Source organism: Streptococcus oralis SK610 (assembly GCF_000257455.1).
Taxonomy (GTDB): Bacteria; Bacillota; Bacilli; order Lactobacillales; family Streptococcaceae; genus Streptococcus; species Streptococcus oralis_CB.
This window is the reverse complement of sequence record NZ_AJKQ01000026.1, coordinates 159467-181389: the sequence shown is the minus strand read 5'-3', so window position 1 is coordinate 181389 and position 21923 is coordinate 159467. Positions and strand designations below refer to the sequence as shown.

At 41.7% G+C, this 21923-nt stretch carries 25 protein-coding genes and 1 riboswitch; of the genes, 20 read left to right on the top strand and 5 right to left on the bottom strand.

Annotated elements, in window-relative coordinates; translation table 11 throughout:
- The first annotated feature begins 190 nt into the window (after nt 1–190).
- From HMPREF1115_RS10640 to thiE, 7 genes are read left to right on the top strand one after another with little or no spacing between them, the layout of a single operon-like run.
- Nucleotides 191–751 carry an ECF transporter S component gene (locus HMPREF1115_RS10640; RefSeq protein WP_000915275.1) on the top strand — a complete coding sequence of 187 codons (561 nt, stop codon included), beginning with the start codon at nt 191–193 and terminating at the stop codon, nt 749–751.
- The gene (locus tag HMPREF1115_RS10635) at nt 752–2137 is read left to right on the top strand and encodes an ATP-binding cassette domain-containing protein (RefSeq protein ID WP_000522126.1); all 1386 of its coding nucleotides are present in this window, start codon (nt 752–754) and stop codon (nt 2135–2137) included.
- A 1-nt stretch (nt 2138) separates the two neighbouring features.
- Nucleotides 2139–2789 carry an energy-coupling factor transporter transmembrane component T gene (locus HMPREF1115_RS10630; protein WP_000598427.1) on the top strand — a complete coding sequence of 217 codons (651 nt, stop codon included), beginning with the start codon at nt 2139–2141 and terminating at the stop codon, nt 2787–2789.
- Between the two features lie 10 nt (nt 2790–2799).
- Nucleotides 2800–3492, top strand: coding sequence for a thiaminase II (tenA, locus tag HMPREF1115_RS10625; protein ID WP_000397199.1), 693 nt, complete (start codon nt 2800–2802; stop codon nt 3490–3492).
- A gap of 3 nt (nt 3493–3495) precedes the next feature.
- Nucleotides 3496–4020, top strand: coding sequence for an energy coupling factor transporter S component ThiW (thiW, locus tag HMPREF1115_RS10620; RefSeq protein ID WP_001244052.1), 525 nt, complete (start codon nt 3496–3498; stop codon nt 4018–4020).
- Nucleotides 4020–4823 (top strand): hydroxyethylthiazole kinase, encoded by an 804-nt coding sequence (thiM, locus tag HMPREF1115_RS10615; RefSeq protein ID WP_025171022.1) that lies wholly within the window; start codon nt 4020–4022, stop codon nt 4821–4823. The genes thiW and thiM overlap by 1 nt, the downstream gene beginning before the upstream one ends.
- Complete coding sequence (gene thiE / locus HMPREF1115_RS10610) at nt 4816–5448, top strand: thiamine phosphate synthase (RefSeq protein ID WP_001078204.1); 633 nt, start codon at nt 4816–4818, stop codon at nt 5446–5448. The genes thiM and thiE overlap by 8 nt, the downstream gene beginning before the upstream one ends.
- 47 nt (nt 5449–5495) lie before the next feature.
- On the opposite strand, the gene thiD is transcribed toward thiE, so the two are convergent.
- Complete coding sequence (gene thiD / locus HMPREF1115_RS10605) at nt 5496–6287, bottom strand: bifunctional hydroxymethylpyrimidine kinase/phosphomethylpyrimidine kinase (RefSeq protein WP_000221718.1); 792 nt, start codon at nt 6285–6287, stop codon at nt 5496–5498.
- A gap of 84 nt (nt 6288–6371) precedes the next feature.
- A riboswitch (TPP riboswitch) is annotated at nt 6372–6470 on the bottom strand.
- A 183-nt stretch (nt 6471–6653) separates the two neighbouring features.
- Between thiD and HMPREF1115_RS10600 the strand changes: the two genes are divergently transcribed.
- The 7 genes from HMPREF1115_RS10600 (at nt 6654) to manA (ending at nt 13900) form a co-directional block, all read left to right on the top strand.
- Nucleotides 6654–7049 (top strand): CopY/TcrY family copper transport repressor, encoded by a 396-nt coding sequence (locus tag HMPREF1115_RS10600; RefSeq protein WP_001167213.1) that lies wholly within the window; start codon nt 6654–6656, stop codon nt 7047–7049.
- Nucleotides 7050–7059: 10 nt separating this feature from the next.
- Complete coding sequence (locus HMPREF1115_RS10595; RefSeq protein ID WP_000933322.1) at nt 7060–7431, top strand: cupredoxin domain-containing protein; 372 nt, start codon at nt 7060–7062, stop codon at nt 7429–7431.
- 9 nt (nt 7432–7440) lie between these two features.
- A complete protein-coding gene (locus HMPREF1115_RS10590) occupies nt 7441–9663 on the top strand; it encodes a heavy metal translocating P-type ATPase (RefSeq protein WP_000136343.1) in 2223 nt (740 codons plus the stop codon).
- Nucleotides 9664–9987: 324 nt separating this feature from the next.
- The gene (gene spxB / locus HMPREF1115_RS10580) at nt 9988–11763 is read left to right on the top strand and encodes a pyruvate oxidase (protein ID WP_000191802.1); all 1776 of its coding nucleotides are present in this window, start codon (nt 9988–9990) and stop codon (nt 11761–11763) included.
- Between the two features lie 109 nt (nt 11764–11872).
- Nucleotides 11873–12220 (top strand): VOC family protein, encoded by a 348-nt coding sequence (locus HMPREF1115_RS10575; protein WP_001052635.1) that lies wholly within the window; start codon nt 11873–11875, stop codon nt 12218–12220.
- Between the two features lie 219 nt (nt 12221–12439).
- Nucleotides 12440–12700 carry a SemiSWEET family transporter gene (locus HMPREF1115_RS10570; RefSeq protein ID WP_001291473.1) on the top strand — a complete coding sequence of 87 codons (261 nt, stop codon included), beginning with the start codon at nt 12440–12442 and terminating at the stop codon, nt 12698–12700.
- Between the two features lie 255 nt (nt 12701–12955).
- Entirely contained in the window at nt 12956–13900 is a 945-nt protein-coding gene (gene manA, locus HMPREF1115_RS10565; RefSeq protein WP_001294269.1) for a mannose-6-phosphate isomerase, class I, read from the top strand.
- Nucleotides 13901–13945: 45 nt separating this feature from the next.
- Here manA and HMPREF1115_RS10560 read toward each other — a convergent pair whose 3' ends face one another.
- Nucleotides 13946–15286 (bottom strand): sodium-dependent transporter, encoded by a 1341-nt coding sequence (locus HMPREF1115_RS10560; RefSeq protein ID WP_002882569.1) that lies wholly within the window; start codon nt 15284–15286, stop codon nt 13946–13948.
- A 252-nt stretch (nt 15287–15538) separates the two neighbouring features.
- On the opposite strand from HMPREF1115_RS10560, the gene HMPREF1115_RS10555 reads away from it, so the two are divergent.
- A complete protein-coding gene (locus HMPREF1115_RS10555; protein WP_000274770.1) occupies nt 15539–16279 on the top strand; it encodes a MerR family transcriptional regulator in 741 nt (246 codons plus the stop codon).
- A 28-nt stretch (nt 16280–16307) separates the two neighbouring features.
- Here HMPREF1115_RS10555 and HMPREF1115_RS10550 read toward each other — a convergent pair whose 3' ends face one another.
- The 3 genes from HMPREF1115_RS10550 to HMPREF1115_RS10540 are packed head-to-tail and all read right to left on the bottom strand — an operon-like array spanning nt 16308 to nt 18861.
- Complete coding sequence (locus HMPREF1115_RS10550) at nt 16308–16763, bottom strand: 8-oxo-dGTP diphosphatase (RefSeq protein WP_002882568.1); 456 nt, start codon at nt 16761–16763, stop codon at nt 16308–16310.
- Between the two features lie 19 nt (nt 16764–16782).
- The gene (locus tag HMPREF1115_RS10545; protein ID WP_025171021.1) at nt 16783–17958 is read right to left on the bottom strand and encodes a BaiN/RdsA family NAD(P)/FAD-dependent oxidoreductase; all 1176 of its coding nucleotides are present in this window, start codon (nt 17956–17958) and stop codon (nt 16783–16785) included.
- Nucleotides 17959–18015: 57 nt separating this feature from the next.
- Complete coding sequence (locus HMPREF1115_RS10540; protein ID WP_000219957.1) at nt 18016–18861, bottom strand: DegV family protein; 846 nt, start codon at nt 18859–18861, stop codon at nt 18016–18018.
- A gap of 124 nt (nt 18862–18985) precedes the next feature.
- Here HMPREF1115_RS10540 and HMPREF1115_RS10535 point away from each other — a divergent pair, with 124 nt between their 5' ends.
- The 5 genes from HMPREF1115_RS10535 (at nt 18986) to HMPREF1115_RS10515 (ending at nt 21859) form a co-directional block, all read left to right on the top strand.
- Entirely contained in the window at nt 18986–19543 is a 558-nt protein-coding gene (locus HMPREF1115_RS10535; RefSeq protein ID WP_000003897.1) for a TetR/AcrR family transcriptional regulator, read from the top strand.
- A gap of 18 nt (nt 19544–19561) precedes the next feature.
- Nucleotides 19562–20029, top strand: a complete 468-nt coding sequence (locus HMPREF1115_RS10530) for a deoxycytidylate deaminase (protein WP_000136983.1) — start codon at nt 19562–19564, stop codon at nt 20027–20029.
- Nucleotides 20030–20117: 88 nt separating this feature from the next.
- A complete protein-coding gene (upp, locus tag HMPREF1115_RS10525; protein ID WP_000515974.1) occupies nt 20118–20747 on the top strand; it encodes a uracil phosphoribosyltransferase in 630 nt (209 codons plus the stop codon).
- A 173-nt stretch (nt 20748–20920) separates the two neighbouring features.
- Nucleotides 20921–21511, top strand: coding sequence for an ATP-dependent Clp protease proteolytic subunit ClpP (gene clpP / locus HMPREF1115_RS10520; protein WP_000613467.1), 591 nt, complete (start codon nt 20921–20923; stop codon nt 21509–21511).
- 78 nt (nt 21512–21589) lie between these two features.
- A complete protein-coding gene (locus HMPREF1115_RS10515) occupies nt 21590–21859 on the top strand; it encodes a YlbG family protein (RefSeq protein ID WP_000462105.1) in 270 nt (89 codons plus the stop codon).
- The last annotated feature ends 64 nt before the right edge of the window (nt 21860–21923 follow it).

Genomic DNA, 21923 nt, shown 5'->3' with positions numbered 1-21923 from the left:
GACTGGCGAAGGGAAATGTGAAAAGGTTTTTTTCGTATGTCGAAATGAACGGTCTAATCTTGTAAGCTAAACTCTAATTCTTGATTGTAATTGGAGTTTTTTTGTTTATATAAGCTGGATGAAGGCGATACAAAGCATTTAGGTAGGTCTCCTTGAATGCCCCACTTTTCTTTAAAAAAAGGAGTTTTTTATGTTGAAAAAATGGCAATTAAAAGATGTTATCTTACTTGCTTTCTTGTCTATCTTTTTTGGTGGCGTTTTTGTGGGATCTGGCTATCTGTTTGATATCCTCACTCTGATTTTAGCCCCTCTTGGCTTGCAGGCCTTTGCCAATGAAATCCTCTTTGGTCTCTGGTGTATGGCTGCGCCCATTGCTGCCATCTTTGTTCCAAGAGTGGGAAGCGCAACGATTGGAGAAGTGCTCGCTGCGCTTGCTGAAGTCCTTTATGGTAGTCAATTCGGTCTAGGTGCCCTTTTGTCTGGCTTGGTTCAAGGGTTGGGAAGTGAACTTGGTTTTATCGTAACCAAGAATCGCTATGAAAGTTGGCTCTCTCTAACTGCTAATAGTATTGGGATTACGCTTGTTAGTTTTGTCTATGAATACATTAAGTTAGGTTACTACGCCTTCTCCCTTCCTTTTGTCCTTTCCTTGCTGGTGGTGCGCTTTATTTCTGTCTTTTTCTTCTGTACCATCTTGGTTCGTGCCATTGTCAAACTTTATCATCAGTTTGCAGCTGGGGGCAAGGCATAGATGGGGCTGGAACTACGAGCGATTCAGTCCCCAATCTTCTCTGAGCCTCTTGATTTTACTTTTCATGCGGAAGCCTTCACCTTGTTAGTTGGGAGCAGTGGTTCAGGAAAATCCAGCCTCTTTCAAGTCATTGCCCAAGTCAGTTCTCTTCCCTATAGCGGTCAAGTCCTGATAAATGGGAGTGAGGTCAGTCAGCTTTCTATCATCGAACGTGTCCAGACGGTTGGCATTCTCTTTCAAAATCCCAATCATCAATTTACCATGGAGAACTTGTTTGAGGAGCTGATTTTTACCCTGGAGAATATCGGCCATCCTGTTCAAGAGATTGATTCTAAAATAGCAGAGGTGGTCCAGCAATGTCGCTGTAAGGCAATCTTGCACCGTCCCATCCATCACCTATCAGGTGGGGAAAAGCAAAAGGCTGCGCTAGCTGTTCTCTTTGCCATGAATCCTAGAGTCTATCTCTTGGATGAGCCCTTCGCTTCCATTGACCGCAAGAGCAGAATCGAGATATTGGAGATTCTAAAAGAGTTGGCTCTTGATGGGAAGACAGTCATCCTGTGTGACCATGATTTAACAGACTATGAAGCCTATATCAACCATATGGTGGAGCTAATAGACGGTCAACTAATGGAAATAAATCAAATCCCTTCCTCTGAGATGACACTGGTTGCTTCGAAGGAAGTTGCTTCTAGCCAAGAACTATTTCATATAGATAGTGTGACTTGTGAGCTGGATCATCGCCCCCTCTTTTCAATTGCGGATTTTACTTTCTACCAAGGAATTTCCTGTATCTTGGGTGACAATGGTGTCGGGAAATCAACCCTCTTTCGCTCCATTCTTCAATTTCAAAAGTATAAAGGACGCATTACTTGGAAGGGGACAGTTCTGAAAAAGAAAAAGAGTGTGTATCGTGACTTGACGGGTGTTGTTCAGGAAGCTGAGAAGCAATTTATCCGAGTCAGTCTGAAAGAGGAACTGCAATTAGATAGTCCAGACTCGGAAAGAAATCAGCGGATTCTCCAAGCTTTACGATATTTTAATCTGGAGCAGGCGCTTGATAAGAGTCCCTATCAATTAAGTGGTGGACAGCAAAAGATTCTTCAGCTATTGACCATCTTGACCAGCAAGGCGTCTGTGATTTTGCTAGATGAACCATTTGCTGGTTTGGATGATAGAGCTTGCCATTATTTTTGCCAGTGGATTGTGGAGGACAGAAATCAAGGAAGAAGTTTTTTGATTATTAGCCATCGTTTAGATCCCTTAATCTCTGTGGTTGATTATTGGATTGAGATGACTAGTGAGGGGCTCAGTCATCTCCAAGACGTGATCATCAGCAAACCTCTCCCCTCTCTGAACAATGATACTCTAGGGGAGGTGAGGTAGTATGATCAAAGTAGCAACCAAGACACCAGTTATCAGCCTCTTCTTTCTAATTTTATCCTTGGAAACATCTTTCATTCCTTCGATTGCTCTGAATCTTTCTGTAGTCACATTTTGCATCCTCTTTATGCTCTATTATCGTCGATTTAAAATGTTGGCTTGGATGATTGTGCTCGCCATCTTACCATCTTTGGCCAACTACTGGGCAGTTCAGTTACATGGGGATACTTCGCAGGCAGTGATACTTGGGACGAGGGCTTTTGTGACGGTTTGTATCGGCCTTGTCTTTGTTTCCAGTATTTCCTTAAAAGAGCTTCTCTTGTACTTGGCTCAAAAGGGGTTATCACGGTCTTGGGCCTATGCCTTAATTGTGGTATTCAATGCCTTTCCCCTCATTCAACAAGAAATCAAGTCCCTCAAGGAAGCGTGCTTATTGCGTGGCCAAAAATTGCATGTTTGGTCGCCCTTGATTTACAGCAAGGTTCTGATGACGGTTTTTAGATGGCGCCATCTTTACCTGAGAGCTTTGTCTGCACATGGATATGACGAACATGCACAGGTGGAGAATCGCTATCGGATTTTTTATATTCCTCAAAGGACAACATTGATCTACCTACTTTTCTTTTTATTGCTTCAAACCAGTTTATTTCTATAAAGGAGTTATTATGGAATTCACAGATATTGCGATGGAATTATCCAAGGAAGCTTGGCAGGCTTCCTTTCAGCATCCCTTTGTTCTACAGTTACAAGATGGAACGTTAGAACCTTCCATCTTCCGCTATTACCTGATTCAGGATGCCTACTACCTGAAGTCCTTCTCAGAAGCCTATCACCTCTTGGCTGATAAGACTTCCAACGAGGAGATGAAAAGACTCTTGAAACAAAATGCTCAAAGTCTAGTGGAGGGTGAGTTGTTTATCCGCCAACAATTTTTCAAGGAATTAAGAATCAGCGACCAGGAAATGGAGCAACATCCAATCGCTCCAACCTGTTATCATTACATTTCTCATATTTATCGTCAGTTTGCAGAGCCAAACTTGGGCATTGCTTTTGCTAGTTTGCTCCCATGTCCTTGGTTATACCATGATTTAGGCAAGGCACTTAATCGCAAACCATCCCCGAATCCTCTTTATCAACAGTGGATTGAGACCTATATCACCGATGAGTTAGAACAGCAGATTAAAGAAGAAGAAGCCCTGGTCAATCAACTCTATCGCGAAAGCAACGAGACGGACAAACAAAAAATGCTAGAGGCCTTCCACCGAAGTGTCCACATGGAAGCCAAGTTTTGGGAGATGGCTTACCAACATCAAACCTGGACGAGTGATTTGCAGTCCTTAGAAACAGAGAAGAAATAAAAAATGAGAAACCACCAACTACAAGTTCACAAATTAACCATTTTATCCATGATGATTGCTCTTGACGTAGTTCTTACACCCATCTTTCGAATTGAAGGGATGGCACCGATGTCCAGTGTAGTCAATATCCTAGCAGGGATCTTGATGGGACCTGTTTATGCCTTGATCATGGCTACAGCCACAGCCTTTATCCGTATGTCAACTCAGGGTATTCCCCCTTTGGCCCTAACAGGAGCTACTTTTGGAGCCCTCCTTGCAGGTCTCTTTTATAAGTATGGTCGGAAATTTCACTATTCTGCCCTAGGAGAAATCTTGGGAACAGGGATTATCGGTTCCATTGTTTCCTATCCTGTTATGGTTCTCTTTACGGGATCTGCGGCGAAGCTCAGTTGGTTTATCTACACTCCTCGATTTTTCGGAGCAACCTTGATTGGTACAGCGATTTCCTTTATTGCCTTTCGATTTTTAATCAAGCAGGAATTCTTTAAAAAAGTGCAGGGATATTTCTTTGGAGAAAGGATAGAATGATGCAGAAATTGATAAATCCTTTCCCTCTGGCAACCAGTTCCTTGATTCACTGCATCACCAATGAGATTTCTTGTGAGATGCTGGCTAATGGGATTTTAGCTCTGGGATGCAAACCTGTCATGGCAGATGATCCCCGTGAGGTCCTTGATTTTACCAAACAAAGCCAAGCTCTCTTTATCAATCTGGGGCATTTGTCTGCTGAGAAGGAGAAAGCAATCCGTATGGCAGCTTCTTATGCAAACCAAGCTTGTCTCCCAATAGTAGTAGATGCGGTTGGTGTATCAGCGTCATCCATTCGTAAGAATCTAGTCAGAGAACTTTTAGAATACAAGCCCACAGTCCTTAAAGGAAATATGTCGGAAATCCGAAGTCTTGTTGGCTTAAAACACCACGGAGTCGGGGTAGATGCTAGTGCTAAAGACCAAGAAACTGAAGATTTGCTTCAAGTCTTGAAAGACTGGTGTCAGACCTATCCTGGTATGTCGTTCCTAGTAACTGGCCCCAAGGATCTCATCGTTTCGGAGAACCAGGTTGCAATATTGGGAAATGGTTGTGACGAATTGGACTGGATAACAGGGACAGGAGACCTGGTTGGTGCCTTGACAGCCGTTTTTCTCAGCCAAGGAAAGACTGCATTTGAAGCTTCTTGCCTAGCGGTCTCTTATCTCAATATCGGTGCTGAGAGAATTCTTGTCCAAGGAATGGGATTGGAAGAGTTTCGCTTTCAAACTCTCAATCAGCTCTCTCTTCTAAAAAGAGATAAAAATTGGCTAGAAGCCATCAAAGGAGACTTTTATGAATAGAGAAGCACTTAGACTATATCTGGTAACCAATCGCTACCAAGATTCCTTGGAAAACTTTCTTGAAAAAGTGGAGACAGCCTGCCGTTCAGGTGTTACCATGATCCAGCTACGAGAAAAAAATCTCACAACCAATCAATACTATCAACTGGCAAAACAAGTCAAGGAAATAACAGATGCGTATCAGGTACCCTTGATTATCGATGATCGGTTGGATATCTGTCTTGCAGTCGATGCTGCTGGGTTGCATATTGGCGACGATGAACTACCAGTTTCGGTTGCCCGTCAAGTCTTGGGACCTGACAAAATCCTCGGTGTCACAGCTAAAACAGTAGAAAGAGCCCTCGAGGCAGAAGAAGGAGGTGCGGATTACTTGGGAACAGGAGCCATTTTCCCGACTACAACCAAGGAAAATGCGCCTATCACCCTGATTTCAACCTTGAAAACCATTTGCCAAACGGTCGCCATTCCAGTAGTTGCTATTGGAGGCTTGACGTCAGAGAACATTGACCAACTTGCTGCAACTGGTATAGCTGGGGTCGCTGTCGTCAGAGATCTGATGCAGGCAAAAGATATTGAGGCAAAAGCGCAAGCCTTTTTAACAAAGCTAGATGACATTGTTTCCTAATCAAAAACTCTCTAATTCCCTTAAAGTAGGAACTAGAGAGTTTTTTCTTAATCTTTAAAGCTTGTATGGTTGACTGGGCCAGAACCATGACCGAGTTGAGGAGCGTCTTGGATGGCTTTTGTGATAAAGGCCTTGGCCTTATCAACTGCCTGGTAAAGACTTCTGCCCTTGGCTAGTTCAGCCGTAATCACAGCAGCAAAGGTACATCCAGTACCATGGGTGTGACAAGTTTGAATTCGTGGACTTTCCCAGACAAATTGTTCATCCTTGGTAAAGAGGAAATCCTTGGCACCACCTTCAAGATGGCCACCTTTGATAACAACGGACTGAGGACCAAATTCTTTTATAATCAGGCGACCAGCACGCTGCATGTCTTCGGGGTCATGGATTGAAAAACCAACAATCTCTTCTGCCTCAGGAAGATTGGGCGTGATAATGGTAGCAAGGGGAAGCAGATTTGTTTTTAGGTAGTCTCTGGCACTAGAATCAATCAGGGTGTCCCCACTCGTAGCGACCATAACAGGGTCAAGAACATAGGGACAGTCCAGCTTTTTAAGATAGGGTTGGATGATCTCCATGATCTCAGTAGTTGCCAACATCCCTGTTTTTACAGCCTGAGGCTTGATATCCGAAAAGACACTATCCAATTGAGCTTCCAGCATTTGGTTGGAGACGTGCTCGATTAATTGAACGCCTCTGGTATTTTGAGCGACAAGACTGGTCACAACGGCCATTCCATAGACATCTCTAGCTTGGAATGACTTTAAATCAGCCATAATGCCAGCACCGCCACTAGGGTCAGTCCCTGCAATGGTTAGAGCAACGGGTAAATAAGTCATCTAAAACCTCCCAACCAACTGAAGTTTGTATTCTTAAGAACAAGCTAGTCTGTTTCAGGAAAGCAATAGAAGACCAGCTAGTCCTCATTATCATTTCCACTTCCATCAGCTAGCATTACCTAGATTGAGTCAAAGGGATCTAACAGTCGTTAATCTCAGCTTTACGCACCCCTAGTGGTTGTTTTCTTTTTTCTTCAGTATAGCATATTTTTATAGTTTATATAGTAAAATTTGACTGCAAATCTCTCGTTACATGATTGGAATTCTATTTTTCGAAAAAATAATAAAAATTATAGTTGACAAATGTAGATTTTCGCGGTATACTAATAACTGTAATTGACAAATGTAGATTTAGGAGGTGTGATTATGCAGATTTCAGATGCAGAATGGCAGGTCATGAAGATTATTTGGATGCAGGGGGAGCAGACCAGTACGGATTTGATCAGGGTTCTGGCGGAACGGTTTGACTGGTCCAAGTCCACGGTTCAGACTCTTTTGGCTCGTCTGGTTGAGAAAGAGTGTTTAACTCGGAAAAAAGAGGGCAAGTCCTTTATTTATTCAGCCCTTTTAACTTTGGACCAAAGTCGGGATTTACTTGTCCAAGATATCAAGGACAAGGTTTGTTCTCGTAGGATTAAGAACTTGTTGGCTGATTTGATTGCTGAATGTGATTTTACTCTGGCTGACTTGGAAGGCTTGGAAGAAGTGATTTCTAAGAAGAAATCAAGCGCTGTAACAGAAGTAAGATGTAATTGTATGTAAAGGAGACGCTATGTTAAATCTATTTGTATCTATTGTTGTTTTAGGAATGATTGCTTTTATCCTCTTTTGGTTTTTCAAAAAACCGCAAGAAGATGCTAAGAGAGCTCAGCAAAAGAATGGCTATCAAGAAATTCGAGTGGAGGTCATGGGAGGATATACTCCAGAAACCATTATCCTCAAAAAATCGCAACCTGCTCGCATTATTTTTGATCGAAAAGATCCTTCACCTTGCTTGGATCAAATCGTTTTTCCAGACTTTGGAGTGCATGCAGATCTGCCTATGGGAGACCAATATGTGGTTGAAATCACACCTGAAGAAGCAGGTGAGTATGGTTTCTCTTGTGGCATGAATATGATGCACGGTAAGATGATTGTAGAATAGGAGAATATTATGACTGAAATTGTAAAAGCAAGTCTTGAAAATGGTGTTCAAAAAATCCGTATCACGGCAGACAAAGGCTACCATCCAGCCCACATTCAACTGCAAAAAGGGATTCCTGCTGAGATTACCTTTCATCGTGTGACACCATCAAACTGTTATAAAGAAGTTCTCTTCGAAGAAGAAGGGATCCTAGAACCAATCGGCGTAGATGAGGAGAAAGTCATTCGCTTTACTCCTCAAGAATTGGGTGAGCATGAATTTTCATGTGGCATGAAGATGCAAAAGGGGAGTTATACCGTAGTTGAGAAGACTCGAAAATCTCTATCACTTTTACAACGTTTTTGGATTACTAGTGTCTTTACTGTGCCTCTTGTGATTCTTATGATTGGGATGTCTACAGGAGGAATTAGTCACCAAGTCATGCGTTGGGGCACCTTTTTAGCCACAACTCCCATTATGCTGGTAGCTGGAGTTCCATATATCAGAAGCGCCTGGGCTAGTTTTAAAAAGCACAATTCCAACATGGATACCTTGGTTGCTCTGGGAACCCTAGTGGCCTATTTCTATAGCTTAGTTGCCCTCTTCACTGGTCTGCCCGTTTACTTTGAAAGTGCTGCATTTATCCTCTTCTTCATTCTTTTGGGAGCAGTTTTTGAGGAAAAAATGCGAAAAAATACTTCGCAGGCAGTCGAAAAATTATTAGACCTACAAGCAAAAACAGCAGAGGTTTTGCGTGATGATGTTTATGTTCAAATACCTCTAGAACAAGTCAAAGTTGGGGATCTCATTCGCGTTCGACCAGGTGAAAAAATTGCCGTTGATGGTATTGTTTTAGAAGGTGAAACTAGTATTGATGAGTCAATGGTGACTGGGGAAAGTATTCCAGTAGATAAGTCTGCCGGTGATACTGTCATTGGTTCAACCATCAATAATAGTGGTACGATCATCTTTAGAGCTGAAAAAGTTGGTTCTGAGACTATGTTGGCTCAGATTGTGGACTTTGTGAAGAAAGCGCAAACGAGTCGTGCTCCTATTCAAGATTTGACCGACAAGATTTCTGGGATTTTTGTACCAGCAGTTGTCATTTTAGGACTTCTTACTTTTTGGGTCTGGTTTGTTTTACTTGGAGATAGCTTTGTGACTTCTCTTCTTTATGGAGTAGCAGTTTTGATAATTGCCTGTCCTTGTGCACTAGGACTCGCGACACCGACAGCACTCATGGTTGGAACAGGACGAAGTGCCAAGATGGGGGTTCTTCTCAAAAATGGTACAGTTCTACAGGAAATCCAAAAAGTCCAAACGGTTGTTTTTGATAAGACAGGAACCTTGACCGAAGGGAAGCCAGTAGTGACAGATGTTGTCGGAGATGAAGGAGAAGTGATCAGCTTGGCTGCTTCACTGGAAGATGTATCTCAACACCCGCTAGCTCAAGCTATTGTTAATCGTGCATCTGAACTAGGAATTAGCCTTTACCCAGTGGAAAACTTCCAAGCCTTGCATGGAAAAGGTGTGACTGGGATTATTAATGGTAAACAAGTCTTGCTGGGGAATGCTAAGCTCTTAGCTGACCTTGCTATTCCACATGATTATCAAGAACGATTTGATTTGCTTGAGAAAGAAGCAAAAACAGTTGTCTTCCTATCCGTGGATGGTCAGTTAAAAGGCTTAATTGCCTTGCAGGATGTCCCTAAGGAAAATGCTCGAGAAGCTATTGCTAAATTGAAAAAACGTGGTCTTAGAACGGTCATGCTTACCGGAGATAATGCTGGAGTAGCGCATGCGATTGCAGAGCAAATTGGAATTGAAGAAGTGATTGCAAATGTCTTGCCAGAGGAAAAGGCACATGAAATTCACAAGCTTCAAAAGAATGGTAAACTTGCCTTTGTTGGAGATGGCATCAATGATGCGCCAGCCCTCAGTGTAGCGGATGTCGGAATTGCCATGGGCTCTGGGACAGATATTGCCATTGAATCCGCAGATCTTGTCCTTACAACCAACAATTTACTAGGATTGGCACGTGCTTTTGATATGAGTAAGAAGACCTTTAATCGTATTCTACTCAATCTTTTCTGGGCTTCTATCTATAACCTCATTGGTATTCCGATTGCAGCAGGAGTTTTTTCAGGAATTGGTCTCGTTCTCAATCCAGAACTGGCTGGTCTAGCCATGGCCTTTAGTTCTGTATCTGTTTTGATTAGTTCACTCATGCTCAATGTTACTAAGATAGACTAAAAAGCGGGCTTGCTCGCTTTTTATACTCTTCGAAAATCTATTCAAACCACGTCAACTTTATCTTCAAACTCAAATCTGTGTTTTGAGCAACTTGTGGCTAGTTTCCTAGTGTGCTCTTTAATTTTCATTGAGTATTATAAAACAGTTCTAAAAAACGCTTTCGAACTGTACTGTAATAGAGAATAAAAACTTCTGAGCACATTCTTAGGAGACCCAAAACAAATGTGGTAAAGTAGTAGAGTAAAAATTTGCTGAAACGTTTCCAATTAGTATATGAAAACGGATTTATCAAGTTTTAAAAATATTTGAAGGAGAGTTATCATTATGACTCAAGGGAAAATTACTGCATCTGCAGCAATGCTCAACGTATTGAAAACATGGGGCGTAGACACAATCTACGGTATCCCATCAGGAACACTCAGCTCATTGATGGACGCTTTGGCTGAAGACAAAGATATCCGCTTCTTGCAAGTTCGCCACGAAGAAACAGGTGCTCTTGCTGCGGTTATGCAAGCTAAATTCGGTGGCTCAATCGGGGTTGCAGTTGGTTCAGGTGGTCCAGGTGCGACTCACTTGATTAACGGTGTTTACGATGCAGCTATGGATAACACTCCATTCCTTGCTATTCTTGGATCACGTCCAGTTAACGAACTCAACATGGATGCCTTCCAAGAATTGAACCAAAACCCAATGTACAACGGTATCGCTGTTTACAACAAACGTGTAGCTTACGCTGAACAACTGCCAAAAGTTATTGACGAAGCTTGCCGTGCTGCAGTTTCTAAAAAAGGCCCAGCTGTTGTTGAAATCCCAGTAAACTTTGGTTTCCAAGAAATCGATGAAAACTCATACTACGGTTCAGGTTCATACGAACGTTCATTCATCGCTCCTGCCTTGAACGAAGTTGAAATCGACAAAGCTGTTGAAATCTTGAACAATGCTGAACGTCCAGTTATCTACGCTGGTTACGGTGGTGTAAAAGCTGGTGAAGTGATTACTGAATTGTCACGTAAAATCAAAGCACCAATCATCACAACTGGTAAAAACTTTGAAGCTTTTGAGTGGAACTACGAAGGTTTGACAGGTTCTGCTTACCGTGTTGGTTGGAAACCAGCCAACGAAGTGGTCTTCGAAGCAGACACAGTTCTTTTCCTTGGTTCAAACTTCCCATTTGCTGAAGTTTACGAAGCATTTAAGAATACTGAAAAATTCATCCAAGTGGACATCGACCCCTACAAACTTGGTAAGCGCCATGCCCTTGATGCTTCTATCCTTGGAGATGCAGGTCAGGCAGCTAAAGCTATCCTTGACAAGGTAGATGCAGTTGAGTCTACTCCATGGTGGCGTGCCAATGTGAAGAACAACCAAAACTGGCGCGATTACATGAACAAACTCGAAGGTAAAACTGAGGGTGAATTGCAATTGTACCAAGTTTACAATGCTATCAATAAACATGCTGACCAAGACGCTATCTACTCAATCGACGTAGGTGACACTACTCAAACATCTACTCGTCACCTTCACATGACACCTAAGAACATGTGGCGTACATCTCCACTCTTTGCGACAATGGGTATTGCCCTTCCTGGTGGTATCGCTGCTAAGAAAGACAATCCAGATCGCCAAGTATGGAACATCATGGGTGACGGTGCATTCAACATGTGCTACCCAGACGTTATCACAAACGTTCAATACGACCTTCCAGTTATCAATGTTGTCTTCTCAAATGGTAAATATGCCTTCATCAAGGACAAATACGAAGACACAAACAAACACTTGTTTGGTTGTGACTTCCCTAATGCTGACTATGCGAAAATCGCTGAAGCTCAAGGAGCTGTTGGATTTACAGTTGACCGTATCGAAGACATCGACGCAGTCGTTGCAGAAGCTGTAAAACTCAACAAAGAAGGTAAGACAGTTGTTATCGATGCCCGCATCACTCAACACCGTCCGCTTCCAGTAGAAGTACTTGAACTCGATCCAAAACTTCACTCAGAAGAAGCTATGAAAGCCTTCAAGGAAAAATACGAAGCAGAAGAACTCGTACCATTCCGTCTCTTCTTGGAAGAAGAAGGATTGCAATCACGCGCAATCAAATAATTTCTCTCATCGAAAATCAAATGTAAACTTTGTAGATTTTATTCTTTGATTTTCTAGAGTCGAACTTGAAAAGATCGGAGCAATCCGGTCTTTTTCTGGAGGATAGTAAATGAATTTAAATCAATTAGATATTATTGTTTCAGATGTCCCTCAAGTCTGTGCTGACTTGGAGCGTATTTTGGATAAAAAGGCAGACTATGTTGATGACGGTTTTGCTCAGTTTACGATTGGCAGTCATTGTCTCATGTTGTCTCAAAATCATTTGGTTCCTTTGGAAAACTTTCAGTCAGGAATCATTCTTCATATCGAGGTTGAGGATGTAGACCAGAACTACCAACGGTTGAAAGAGCTTGGTGTCGAGATTTTACACGGACCAGCTGTAACCGATTGGGGAACGGAATCGCTACTAGTTAAAGGCCCTGCTGGTTTAGTGATTGATTTTTATCGTATGAAATAGGGCGCGTAGTCATTTGACGTTAACCTTAGCTATTTTTAAAACAGAAATTGAGAATGCGAATTATTAAAAGATCGGAGCAATCCGGTCTTTTTCTGTTTCCTCTTTCTTATCACAAGATTGTGATAGTTTACATCTTCATAACAAAAGCTTCAAAGTCTTGATTGTTTTGAAAAAAGATTATAAAATATGATTCATAAAAAATGAAAGAGGTTTTGGAAAATGTCTGAAAAACAAATGAAAATTTTGGGTTGGGTAGCGACCTTCATGTCCGTTATGATGTATGTCTCTTACTTCCCACAAATCATGAACAACTTGGCCGGTCAAAAAGGAAACTTCATCCAACCCTTAGTCGCAGCCATCAACTGTAGTCTATGGGTTTACTACGGTCTTTTCAAAAAAGAAAGAGATATTCCCCTTGCGGCTGCTAATGCACCGGGTATCGTTTTTGGCCTAGTAACGGCTATCACAGCTTTGATTTAAAAATAAGACTAGTTTCAGTCTTTTTTGTACATAAAAATAGATTCTCAAGTAAAGGAAGTCTAATGAGAGTTGAGGAAAACAGCCGTTGACAGCGAGCTATCTGAGTGCTGCTTTAGAGGTTCCTCCATAAAGTAAAAGATTATTTCGTTACTATTTTTATAAAATCTTCTCTCTACTTTATAAGATGTAAAAAAGAGTTCAATTAGACCTGGCTTTTTGCTATAATGAAGTGAGAAAAACAGACAGGAGAATAAGATGTCAGAACCATTATTTTTAAAATCAGTTATGCAAGAAAAAATCTGGGGAGGCACCAAACTTCGTGATGAGTTTGGCTACGACATTCCAAGTGAAAAAATCGGAGAATACTGGGCTATCTCAGCTCATCCAAATGGAGTTTCTAAGGTAGCCAATGGTCGCTACGAGGGGATAGATCTAGCAACTTTGTATGCGGAACACCGTGAATTGTTTGGCAACCGTCCAGAACCAGTATTTCCGCTTTTGACTAAGATTCTCGATGCCAACGACTGGCTCAGTGTCCAAGTTCACCCAGACGATGCCTATGGACTAGAGCATGAAGGCGAACTTGGAAAAACAGAATGCTGGTATATCATCGCTGCAGATGAAGGATCAGAGATTATCTATGGCCACAATGCCAAATCAAAAGAAGAACTTCGCCAGCAAATCGAAGCTAAAGACTGGGATGGTCTATTAACAAAAGTCTCTGTCAAGGCTGGTGATTTCTTCTATGTACCAAGCGGAACCATGCACGCTATTGGAGCAGGTATCTTGATTCTTGAAACCCAGCAGTCTAGCGATACCACCTATCGTGTCTATGACTTTGACCGTAAGGATGACAAGGGTAACTTGCGTGAACTTCACCTTGAAAAATCTATCGATGTTTTAAACATTGGAGAGCCTGCCAATAGCCGTCCTGTAACTATCAAAGCTGATGATTTGCGTTCAACTCTTCTGGTGTCTAATGACTTCTTCGCCGTTTACAAGTGGGAAATCACTGGAAAAGTTGACTTTGAAAAGACAGTTGACTACAGCTTGTTGAGTGTCTTAGCTGGTCAAGGTCACCTCACTGTTGATGGAAAAAACTATCCGATTCAAAAAGGGAGCCACTTTATCCTACCAAGTGATGTTGAAACTTGGACCTTGGAAGGGCAAGGTTTGGAATTGATTGTTAGCCATCCATAAAACATAAAATAAAGGGCTTGAGATTGATACTCAAGTCCTTTTTGATTACATAAATTGGGCGATAAAGACCACGATGATGATGATTGGAATGATGAAACGAAGGAGGAAAAGCCAGACTTGGAAAAGTCCTTGTTTCCATGCTCTTTCATCAAGATGCAGTTCCTCCATGGCAAGGGCCTTTTTAAAGATATAGCCAGTAAAAAGAGACAGACAGAGAGCCCCAAATGGCATGAGGAGGTTGGAAACCAAGAAGTCCATAGCATCAAAGAAGGTCTTCCCAAAAATGTGAACATCCGCCATAACACCGTAAGAAAGGGCTGAAGGAATTCCAAAGACAAAGGTCAAGATTCCTAAAATGGCACTCCACTTAGCCCGCTTGCTGTTGTCCTGATTGGTGATATTCCCCACATTGATTTCCAGCATAACGACAGAAGAAGTAACCGTCGCAAAGAGGAAGAGCAAGAGGAAAAGAATGTAGAAAATGGTTCCAAAGGGCATCTTGTCAAAGAGTTGAGGTAAGACGATAAAGAGCAAGCTAGGTCCCCCTTCAGACTGGATGTTGAAGGCTGACATAGCAGGGAAAATGGCTAAACCTGCCATGATGGATACCGAGATATTCATGGCTACGATGGAGATCCCTGACTGGACCAGATTGGTTTTTTTGTCCAAGTAAGACGCATAGGTCAGCATGGCTGTAACCCCTAGTGAGAGGGCAAAGAAAGATTGTCCCAGAGCATAGAGGAGACCAGCACTGGTCAGTTTTGAAAAGTCTGGTTTGAGGAAGTAGAGAACGCCTTCCATGGCATTTGGCAAACTGAGAGAGCGCCCAATGATCACGACAAAAATGATAAAGAGCAGGGGCATCATGACTTTCGAAGCTCTTTCGATCCCTTTTTGGACCCCACGTGATACAATAAAGATATTCAATAAGATAAAGGCAGCTTGAGCTCCTAGGGCAATGGCTGGATTTGAAATGATTGAAGTAAATAACTGAGCATAATCACCCGTTCCGCTAAGTTGGAACAATTTTCCAAACTCAATGCCTAGATAGACTAGAATCCATCCTCCAATGACACTGTAAAAGGATAGGAGGATAAAGAGGGCAAAGGCACCAATCCAACCAATAAAATTGTATTTGCTATTGTTGCCCAGTTTTCCAAAGGTTTTGATAGCGGAAACGCCAGCACTACGACCAAGGGCAAATTCAGCAAGCAGGAGCGGGAAACCGATTAAAATAGTGGAAATGAGAAAGACCAACAAAAAGCCTCCTCCGCCATTAGCAGCAGTCATATAGGGAAACTTCCAAACGGCACCAAGCCCGATGGCTGAGCCAGCAGATGCTAGAATAAAGCCTAGTTTCGATCCCCATTGTGATTTTTCTGACATAGTTGAAACTCCAATCTCGTTTTTTAAAATAAGAAAAGGCTACTTGAGTTGTCAAATAGCCTTCCCTCAATGGCTCTTTACGAGCCTTCTGTTTGATTGATAGACTTGACTATCCTATCATGTTTTCTAAGGTCTGTCAAGAAAACCATTTTCAAGTTTTCACACCTTTCTCAAAAAGTTAAAAATTTTTCGCAAAAACACTTGACTCTGACCTAAGGAGAGGGTTTATACTATCTATGTAAGGAGGAAATCATGTACCATATAAAAGAAGCTGCGCAGCTTTCAGGTGTCTCTGTCAAGACCCTGCACCACTATGACAAGATAGGACTCTTGGTCCCCTTAAAGTCGGAAAACGGCTATCGAACTTACAGTCAAGAGGATTTGGAACGCCTTCAAGTCATTCTTTACTACAAATATCTAGGTTTTTCTTTAGAAAAAATAGCAGAGCTATTAAAGGAAGATAGATCAGATTTGTTGCCTCACTTGACTAGACAGTTGGACTATTTGACTCGAGAAAGGCAACATCTAGATACCTTGATTTCCACCTTGCAAAAAACCATTCAAGAACAAAAAGGAGAAAGAAAAATGACGATTGAGGAAAAATTTACTGGATTTAGCTATCAAGACAATCAAAAATACCACCAAGAAGCGGTAGAGAAGTATGGACAAGAAGTCATGGGCCAGGCTCTCGAGCGCCAAAAAGGTCGCGAAGATGAGGCTACAGCCGCCTTCAACCAAGTTTTTCAAGCCTTGGCACAAAACCTTAAAAATGGGCTAGCTGCAACAGCGGTCGAAAACCAAGAAGAAGCAGCCAAACTCTTGCAAGCTATTCGTACTTATGGATTTGACTGTTCTATTGAGGTATTCGGTCATATCGGCAAAGGCTACGTCTACAACCCAGAGTTTAAGGAAAACATTGACAAGTTTGGACCTGGTACAGCTCAATACACATCAGATGTCATTGCTGCTTACGTTCAGACAAATGCAGAATAAATAGGCTAGGAATTTCCTAGCCTATTTTTTACTTCAAGTCATAAAGCCAGTCGTCACCGTCTTTATAGTAAAAGAATTCACTGAGATTCTCTTCTAAAAAAACACGAAGCATATCAAACATATCATCAGTAGCAAGTTTTAGATGAGATAGATTGTCAAAATCTTCCCACCAAACCTTCCCTTCGTATGAAGACTGGAGTTCACCAGTAAAGTGTTTTGTCTTGTAAAAAAGGACGACATAACGATAATCCTTGTCATCATACCAGTTTTTGATACCACAGAGTTGGGGTTTGGAAATGGTCAGACCAGTTTCTTCTTTCACTTCACGAATGACAGCTTCGACAAAGGATTCGCCACGTTCAACATGCCCGCCAGGAAAAGTAATACCAGGCCAGTCAGGGCTAACTCTGTCTTGGACCAGAACCTTGTCTCCGTTTTGAATCATACACATGTTGACAAATTCAACTGATTCTCTTCTATTCATTTTTTACAACCTTTGATCTTTAATCATAATGCAGACTTCCTGCCACCCAGCCGGTACAGAGGGCAGAAGTGATGTTAAAGCCACCTGTGTGGGCGTTGATATCCAGTACCTCACCAGCAAAGTGAAGACCAGGTACCAGCTTACTTTCAAGGGTTTTAGGATTGATTTCCTTAAGACTGACGCCTCCTTTGGTGACAAAGGATTTGGCAAGAGACATTTTGCCAGTCACAGGGATTCTGAGGGCCTTGATGGACTGGAGAAGTTGTTCGCGTTCCTTTTCAGTCAGTTGTTTGACTTTTTCAGGATAGCCTTGCACAAGAAATTCTGCCAAGCGTTCTGGAAGCAAAGTTTTTAAAGCATTTTTCAAGGATTTTTCCCGATTTTCTTCTAGAAATGCAGTCAAGTCCTTCTCAGAAAGTTGAGGCAAAACATCTAGCGAGAGAACCTCTCCACCCTTGACAAAACTAGACATGCGCAGAGCAGCAGGTCCTGACAAACCAAAGTGGGTAAAGAGCAAATCATGAGTGATAACATGTTTGCCATAGCTTAAGGTCACATCGTCTAGTGAAATCCCCTGAAGCGCTTTGTGTGGGAAATCAGTCAACAAAGGACTCTCAGCAGCCTCAAGCTCAGTAATGGTATGCTTAAAATGACGGGCAATCTCATGTCCAAAACCAGTCGAACCAGTAGAAGGATAGGATTTACCACCAGTTGTAACAATCAGTTTATTACAAGTGAAGCTTTGGTCTGCGGACTTAAGGACAAACTGGTCGTCTATCTTTTTAACCGAAACAATTTCTGTTTGAGTAGCAACTTGACCTCCTAGCTCAGTGATTTTCTTTTCTAAGGCTTCAATAATGGTTCGAGATTTGTTAGTAGCAGGAAAGACACGTCCGTGGTCCTCGACCTTAAGCTTAACACCATTTTCCGTGAAAAAGTTGATGATATCATGGTTATCAAACTGGGAAAAGACACTGTATAGAAAGCGTCCATTTCCAGGGATGCCAGCTAGTAGGTCATCTAGACTACCGTTGTTAGTCACATTGCAACGTCCCCCACCTGTTCCAGCTAATTTTTTGCCAAGTTTCCGATTTTTTTCGATGAGAAGAGTTTTCTGACCATAAAAGCTACTGGAAATGGTAGCCATCATGCCCGCAGGTCCTCCACCGATGACAATAGTATCAAAATGTTTCATAGCTCTATTGTACCACAAAAAACAAGAGATTCTTGGCATCTCTTGTTGCTCATAATCTTAGTTAATTTCATATCCCATCAACAAGCCGCCATCTTCTGCATAGAAACTGCAGAGACCAGACGTAGGAATGATTTTGATATTGGCTTGTGGGAAGGTTTCCTGCAAGCGTTCTGACAATTGCTGACAGAATTTTTCATTGCTGCGATGAGCCATGACGATACGGCCACCAGCATAGCCAGCCTTGATGACTTCTTCATAGGCTGCTTGAAGGGATTTTTTTGGTCCACGAGCCTTTTGGAGCAGTTCTAGTGTTCCAGTATTACTCGCCTCTCCGACCATACGGATGTTGAGAAGACCAACAACTGTACCGATAAGCTTGCTTAAACGACCATTTTTTACCAAGTTATCAACCTTAGCGAGGACAAAGAGCAACTTCGTTTTTTCTTGGTAGGCAGTAATAGCTTCAACAATTTTCTCAAAAGAAAGTCCTTGATCAATCAAGTCATTGATTTTTTCGACAATTAGGTCAACTTCCCCACCAGCAGATAAACTATCAATCACATGAATCTGAGTGTCAGGGTGTTCTTCAAGATAGATATTCTTAGCGAGCTGTGCACTATTATGGCTACCTGAAAGAGTACCAGTAATGGTAACGACAAAGATATGCTTAGCACCTTCAAATGCACGCAGGTAATCATCAGGGCTAGGACAGGCTGATTTTGAAGCCTCAGAAGTCGCATACATGGTTTCCATCATGTGGTTAATGTCGAGATTGGCATCATCAATAAAGACCTGATCAGCTACTTGAATGGTTAAAGGAACACTCACAAATTCAGTATCGATAGCAAGAGTAGGCAGTTGACGATAATCACAACCAGAGTCAGCTACAATCTTCCAAGTCATAGAAATTCTCCATCTTTGTCACTTATACATTGACAAAGGTTCTGTCTTTTTTTACAATTATATCATGAAAGCCCTTGAAACAAAAGTACCACCTCTCTGTTGTCACAAGTAGAAAGAAATTGTTATGTCTGAACGTAAAATATCTGAAAAATCTCTTGAAAATCTCAGAAAATCAAATCAAGAATCCAATTTTTTAACCAGAGAAGCAATCGAGACGGCTCTTTTGCAACTTCTAGAGAAAAAAGATTTGGCCAAGATCAGCATTTCGGAGCTGGTCAAACGAGCGGGCGTCTCTCGTGCCGCCTTCTATCGTAACTATGACTCTAAAGAAGAAATTTTGGAAAGCGTCTTTAAACGCAGTGTCCATAACATTATGGAACAGTTGAGCCACTACGATGTCAAAACAGACCTTTATCTGGTCTGGGTACACCTTTTCCGCGCAGCCAAGAAAGAAGCCAAGGTTATCCAACTTGCTCTGGACTACCACTTGGAAAAGATTTTTGTCCAAGCCATGCAGGAATTTCTGGAAAAATACCACGGAAAATCAAAAGGTGTCAGCAGCTACCTTCATTCCTTTTGGAGTTCTGCCATCGTATCGGTTCTGCTCAAATGGATCAAGGATGGCATGAAGGTTCCGGCTGAAAAGATTGCAGATTTACGCTTGCCATTTTTCAAAAAATAGGGGATAAGGAGAAGAATTATGACAGAAAAAAGACTGGCTTGGGATGAGTACTTTGCAGCCCAGGCTTTACTGATTGCCAATCGTTCGACCTGCAAACGCGCCAAGGTGGGAGCTGTTCTAGTCAAGGATAATAAGGTGATTTCAACAGGCTACAATGGTTCCGTATCAGGAACGGAGCACTGTATCGATCACGACTGTTTAGTCATTGAAGGTCACTGTGTCCGTACCCTTCACGCTGAGGTCAATGCTATTCTCCAGGGGGCTGAACGAGGGGTTCCTAGAGGATTTACAGCCTATGTGACCCATTTCCCTTGTCTGAACTGCACCAAACAACTGCTACAAGTTGGTTGTAAGCGCGTGGTTTATATCAACCAGTACCGAATGGATGACTATGCCCAGTACCTTTATCAAGAAAAAGGCACCGAGTTGACCCATTTACCATTAGAGATTGTTCAGACAGCTCTTCAAGAGGCAGATTTGCTTTAAAAATTAATTAAAATAAATGGTTTAGAAAGCTTTTTAAACCGTTTTTTGATATAATAAGAAGAATAAATTGAAAGAAGGAACTCAGAAAATGGGAAAAATTGAAGTCATTAATCATCCACTCATTCAACACAAGTTGTCTATCTTGCGTCGTACAGACACTTCCACAAAAGCTTTCCGTGAACTAGTAGATGAGATCGCAATGTTGATGGGATATGAAGTACTTCGTGATCTTCCACTTGAAGATGTTGAAATCGAAACACCTATCACAAAGACCGTTCAAAAACAATTGGCTGGTAAAAAATTGGCGATTGTCCCAATCTTGCGTGCAGGTATCGGGATGGTAGATGGCCTCTTGAGCTTGGTTCCGGCAGCCAAAGTTGGTCATATAGGTATGTACCGTGATGAAGAAACCCTTCAACCAGTTGAATACTTGGTGAAATTGCCTGAGGATATTGACCAACGTCAAATTTTTGTCGTTGATCCAATGTTGGCAACAGGTGGCTCAGCAATCTTGGCAGTAGATTCGCTTAAAAAACGTGGCGCTTCAAATATCAAGTTTGTCTGCCTAGTATCTGCTCCAGAAGGAGTGAAAGCCCTTCAAGAAGCACACCCAGATGTAGAAATCTTTACTGCGGCCTTGGATGAACGCTTGAACGAACACGGCTATATCGTTCCAGGTCTTGGAGATGCTGGAGACCGCTTGTTTGGTACTAAATAAAATTCCAAAGTAAATATTGAAACTAGAAGTTCGTTTTTGACTTGAAAGGAGGTTGAGTTTTTGTTTCTGTTTAGAGAATAGAGCAAAAATTTGACCTTTTTTGACCAAAAAGATATAATAGTTCTGTATTGAGTCGTAAGACTAAGAAAATTCAACATTAAAAGGAGAAATGAATGATTCCTGTAGTTATTGAACAAACAAGCCGTGGAGAACGTTCCTATGATATTTACTCTCGTCTTCTGAAAGACCGCATCATCATGCTAACAGGTCCTGTTGAAGACAATATGGCCAACTCCGTTATCGCCCAATTACTTTTCTTGGATGCCCAAGATAGCACAAAAGATATTTACCTTTATGTCAACACACCTGGAGGCTCTGTTTCAGCTGGTTTGGCAATTGTTGATACTATGAACTTTATAAAGGCAGATGTCCAAACTATCGTTATGGGGATGGCAGCATCTATGGGTACTGTTATCGCATCAAGTGGCGCAAAAGGCAAACGTTTCATGCTTCCAAATGCAGAGTACATGATTCACCAACCAATGGGTGGTACAGGTGGTGGTACCCAACAAACCGATATGGCAATCGCTGCAGAGCACTTGCTCAAAACTCGTAAGACTTTGGAGCAAATCCTTGCAGATAACTCTGGTAAATCAGTTGAGCAAATTCATGCAGATGCAGAACGTGATTACTGGATGAGTGCCCAAGAAACACTTGAATATGGCTTTATCGATGAAATCATGGCCAATAACTCTTTAAGCTAAGCAACCTAGAAAGCAAACTCGACGGAGTTTGCTTTTTTTGATATAATAGGAGAAGATTTCTTAGAAAGAGGATCCCTCATGTTTGAAAAAACAAATCGATCAGGATTAATCATCTATCTCTACTATAATCGAGACGCAAAAAAACTTTTGGAATACGGTGATATCTGTTACCATTCCAAAAAACATCGTTACTTGCAGCTCTATGTTCCAACTGAGGAACTAGATGACTTAGTTGAGAGATTAGGTAAGGAAAGATATATCAAGAAAATTAGACGTTGCCATATTCAAGAGCTAGAAACTCCCTTCGTTGGGAATCTCTATCGGACTGAAGAAAACGTTATCATTTAAAAAAGTTAAACAAATACATTGACAATTTTCTGATAATTCGGTATATTCTTAACATACAATTTTT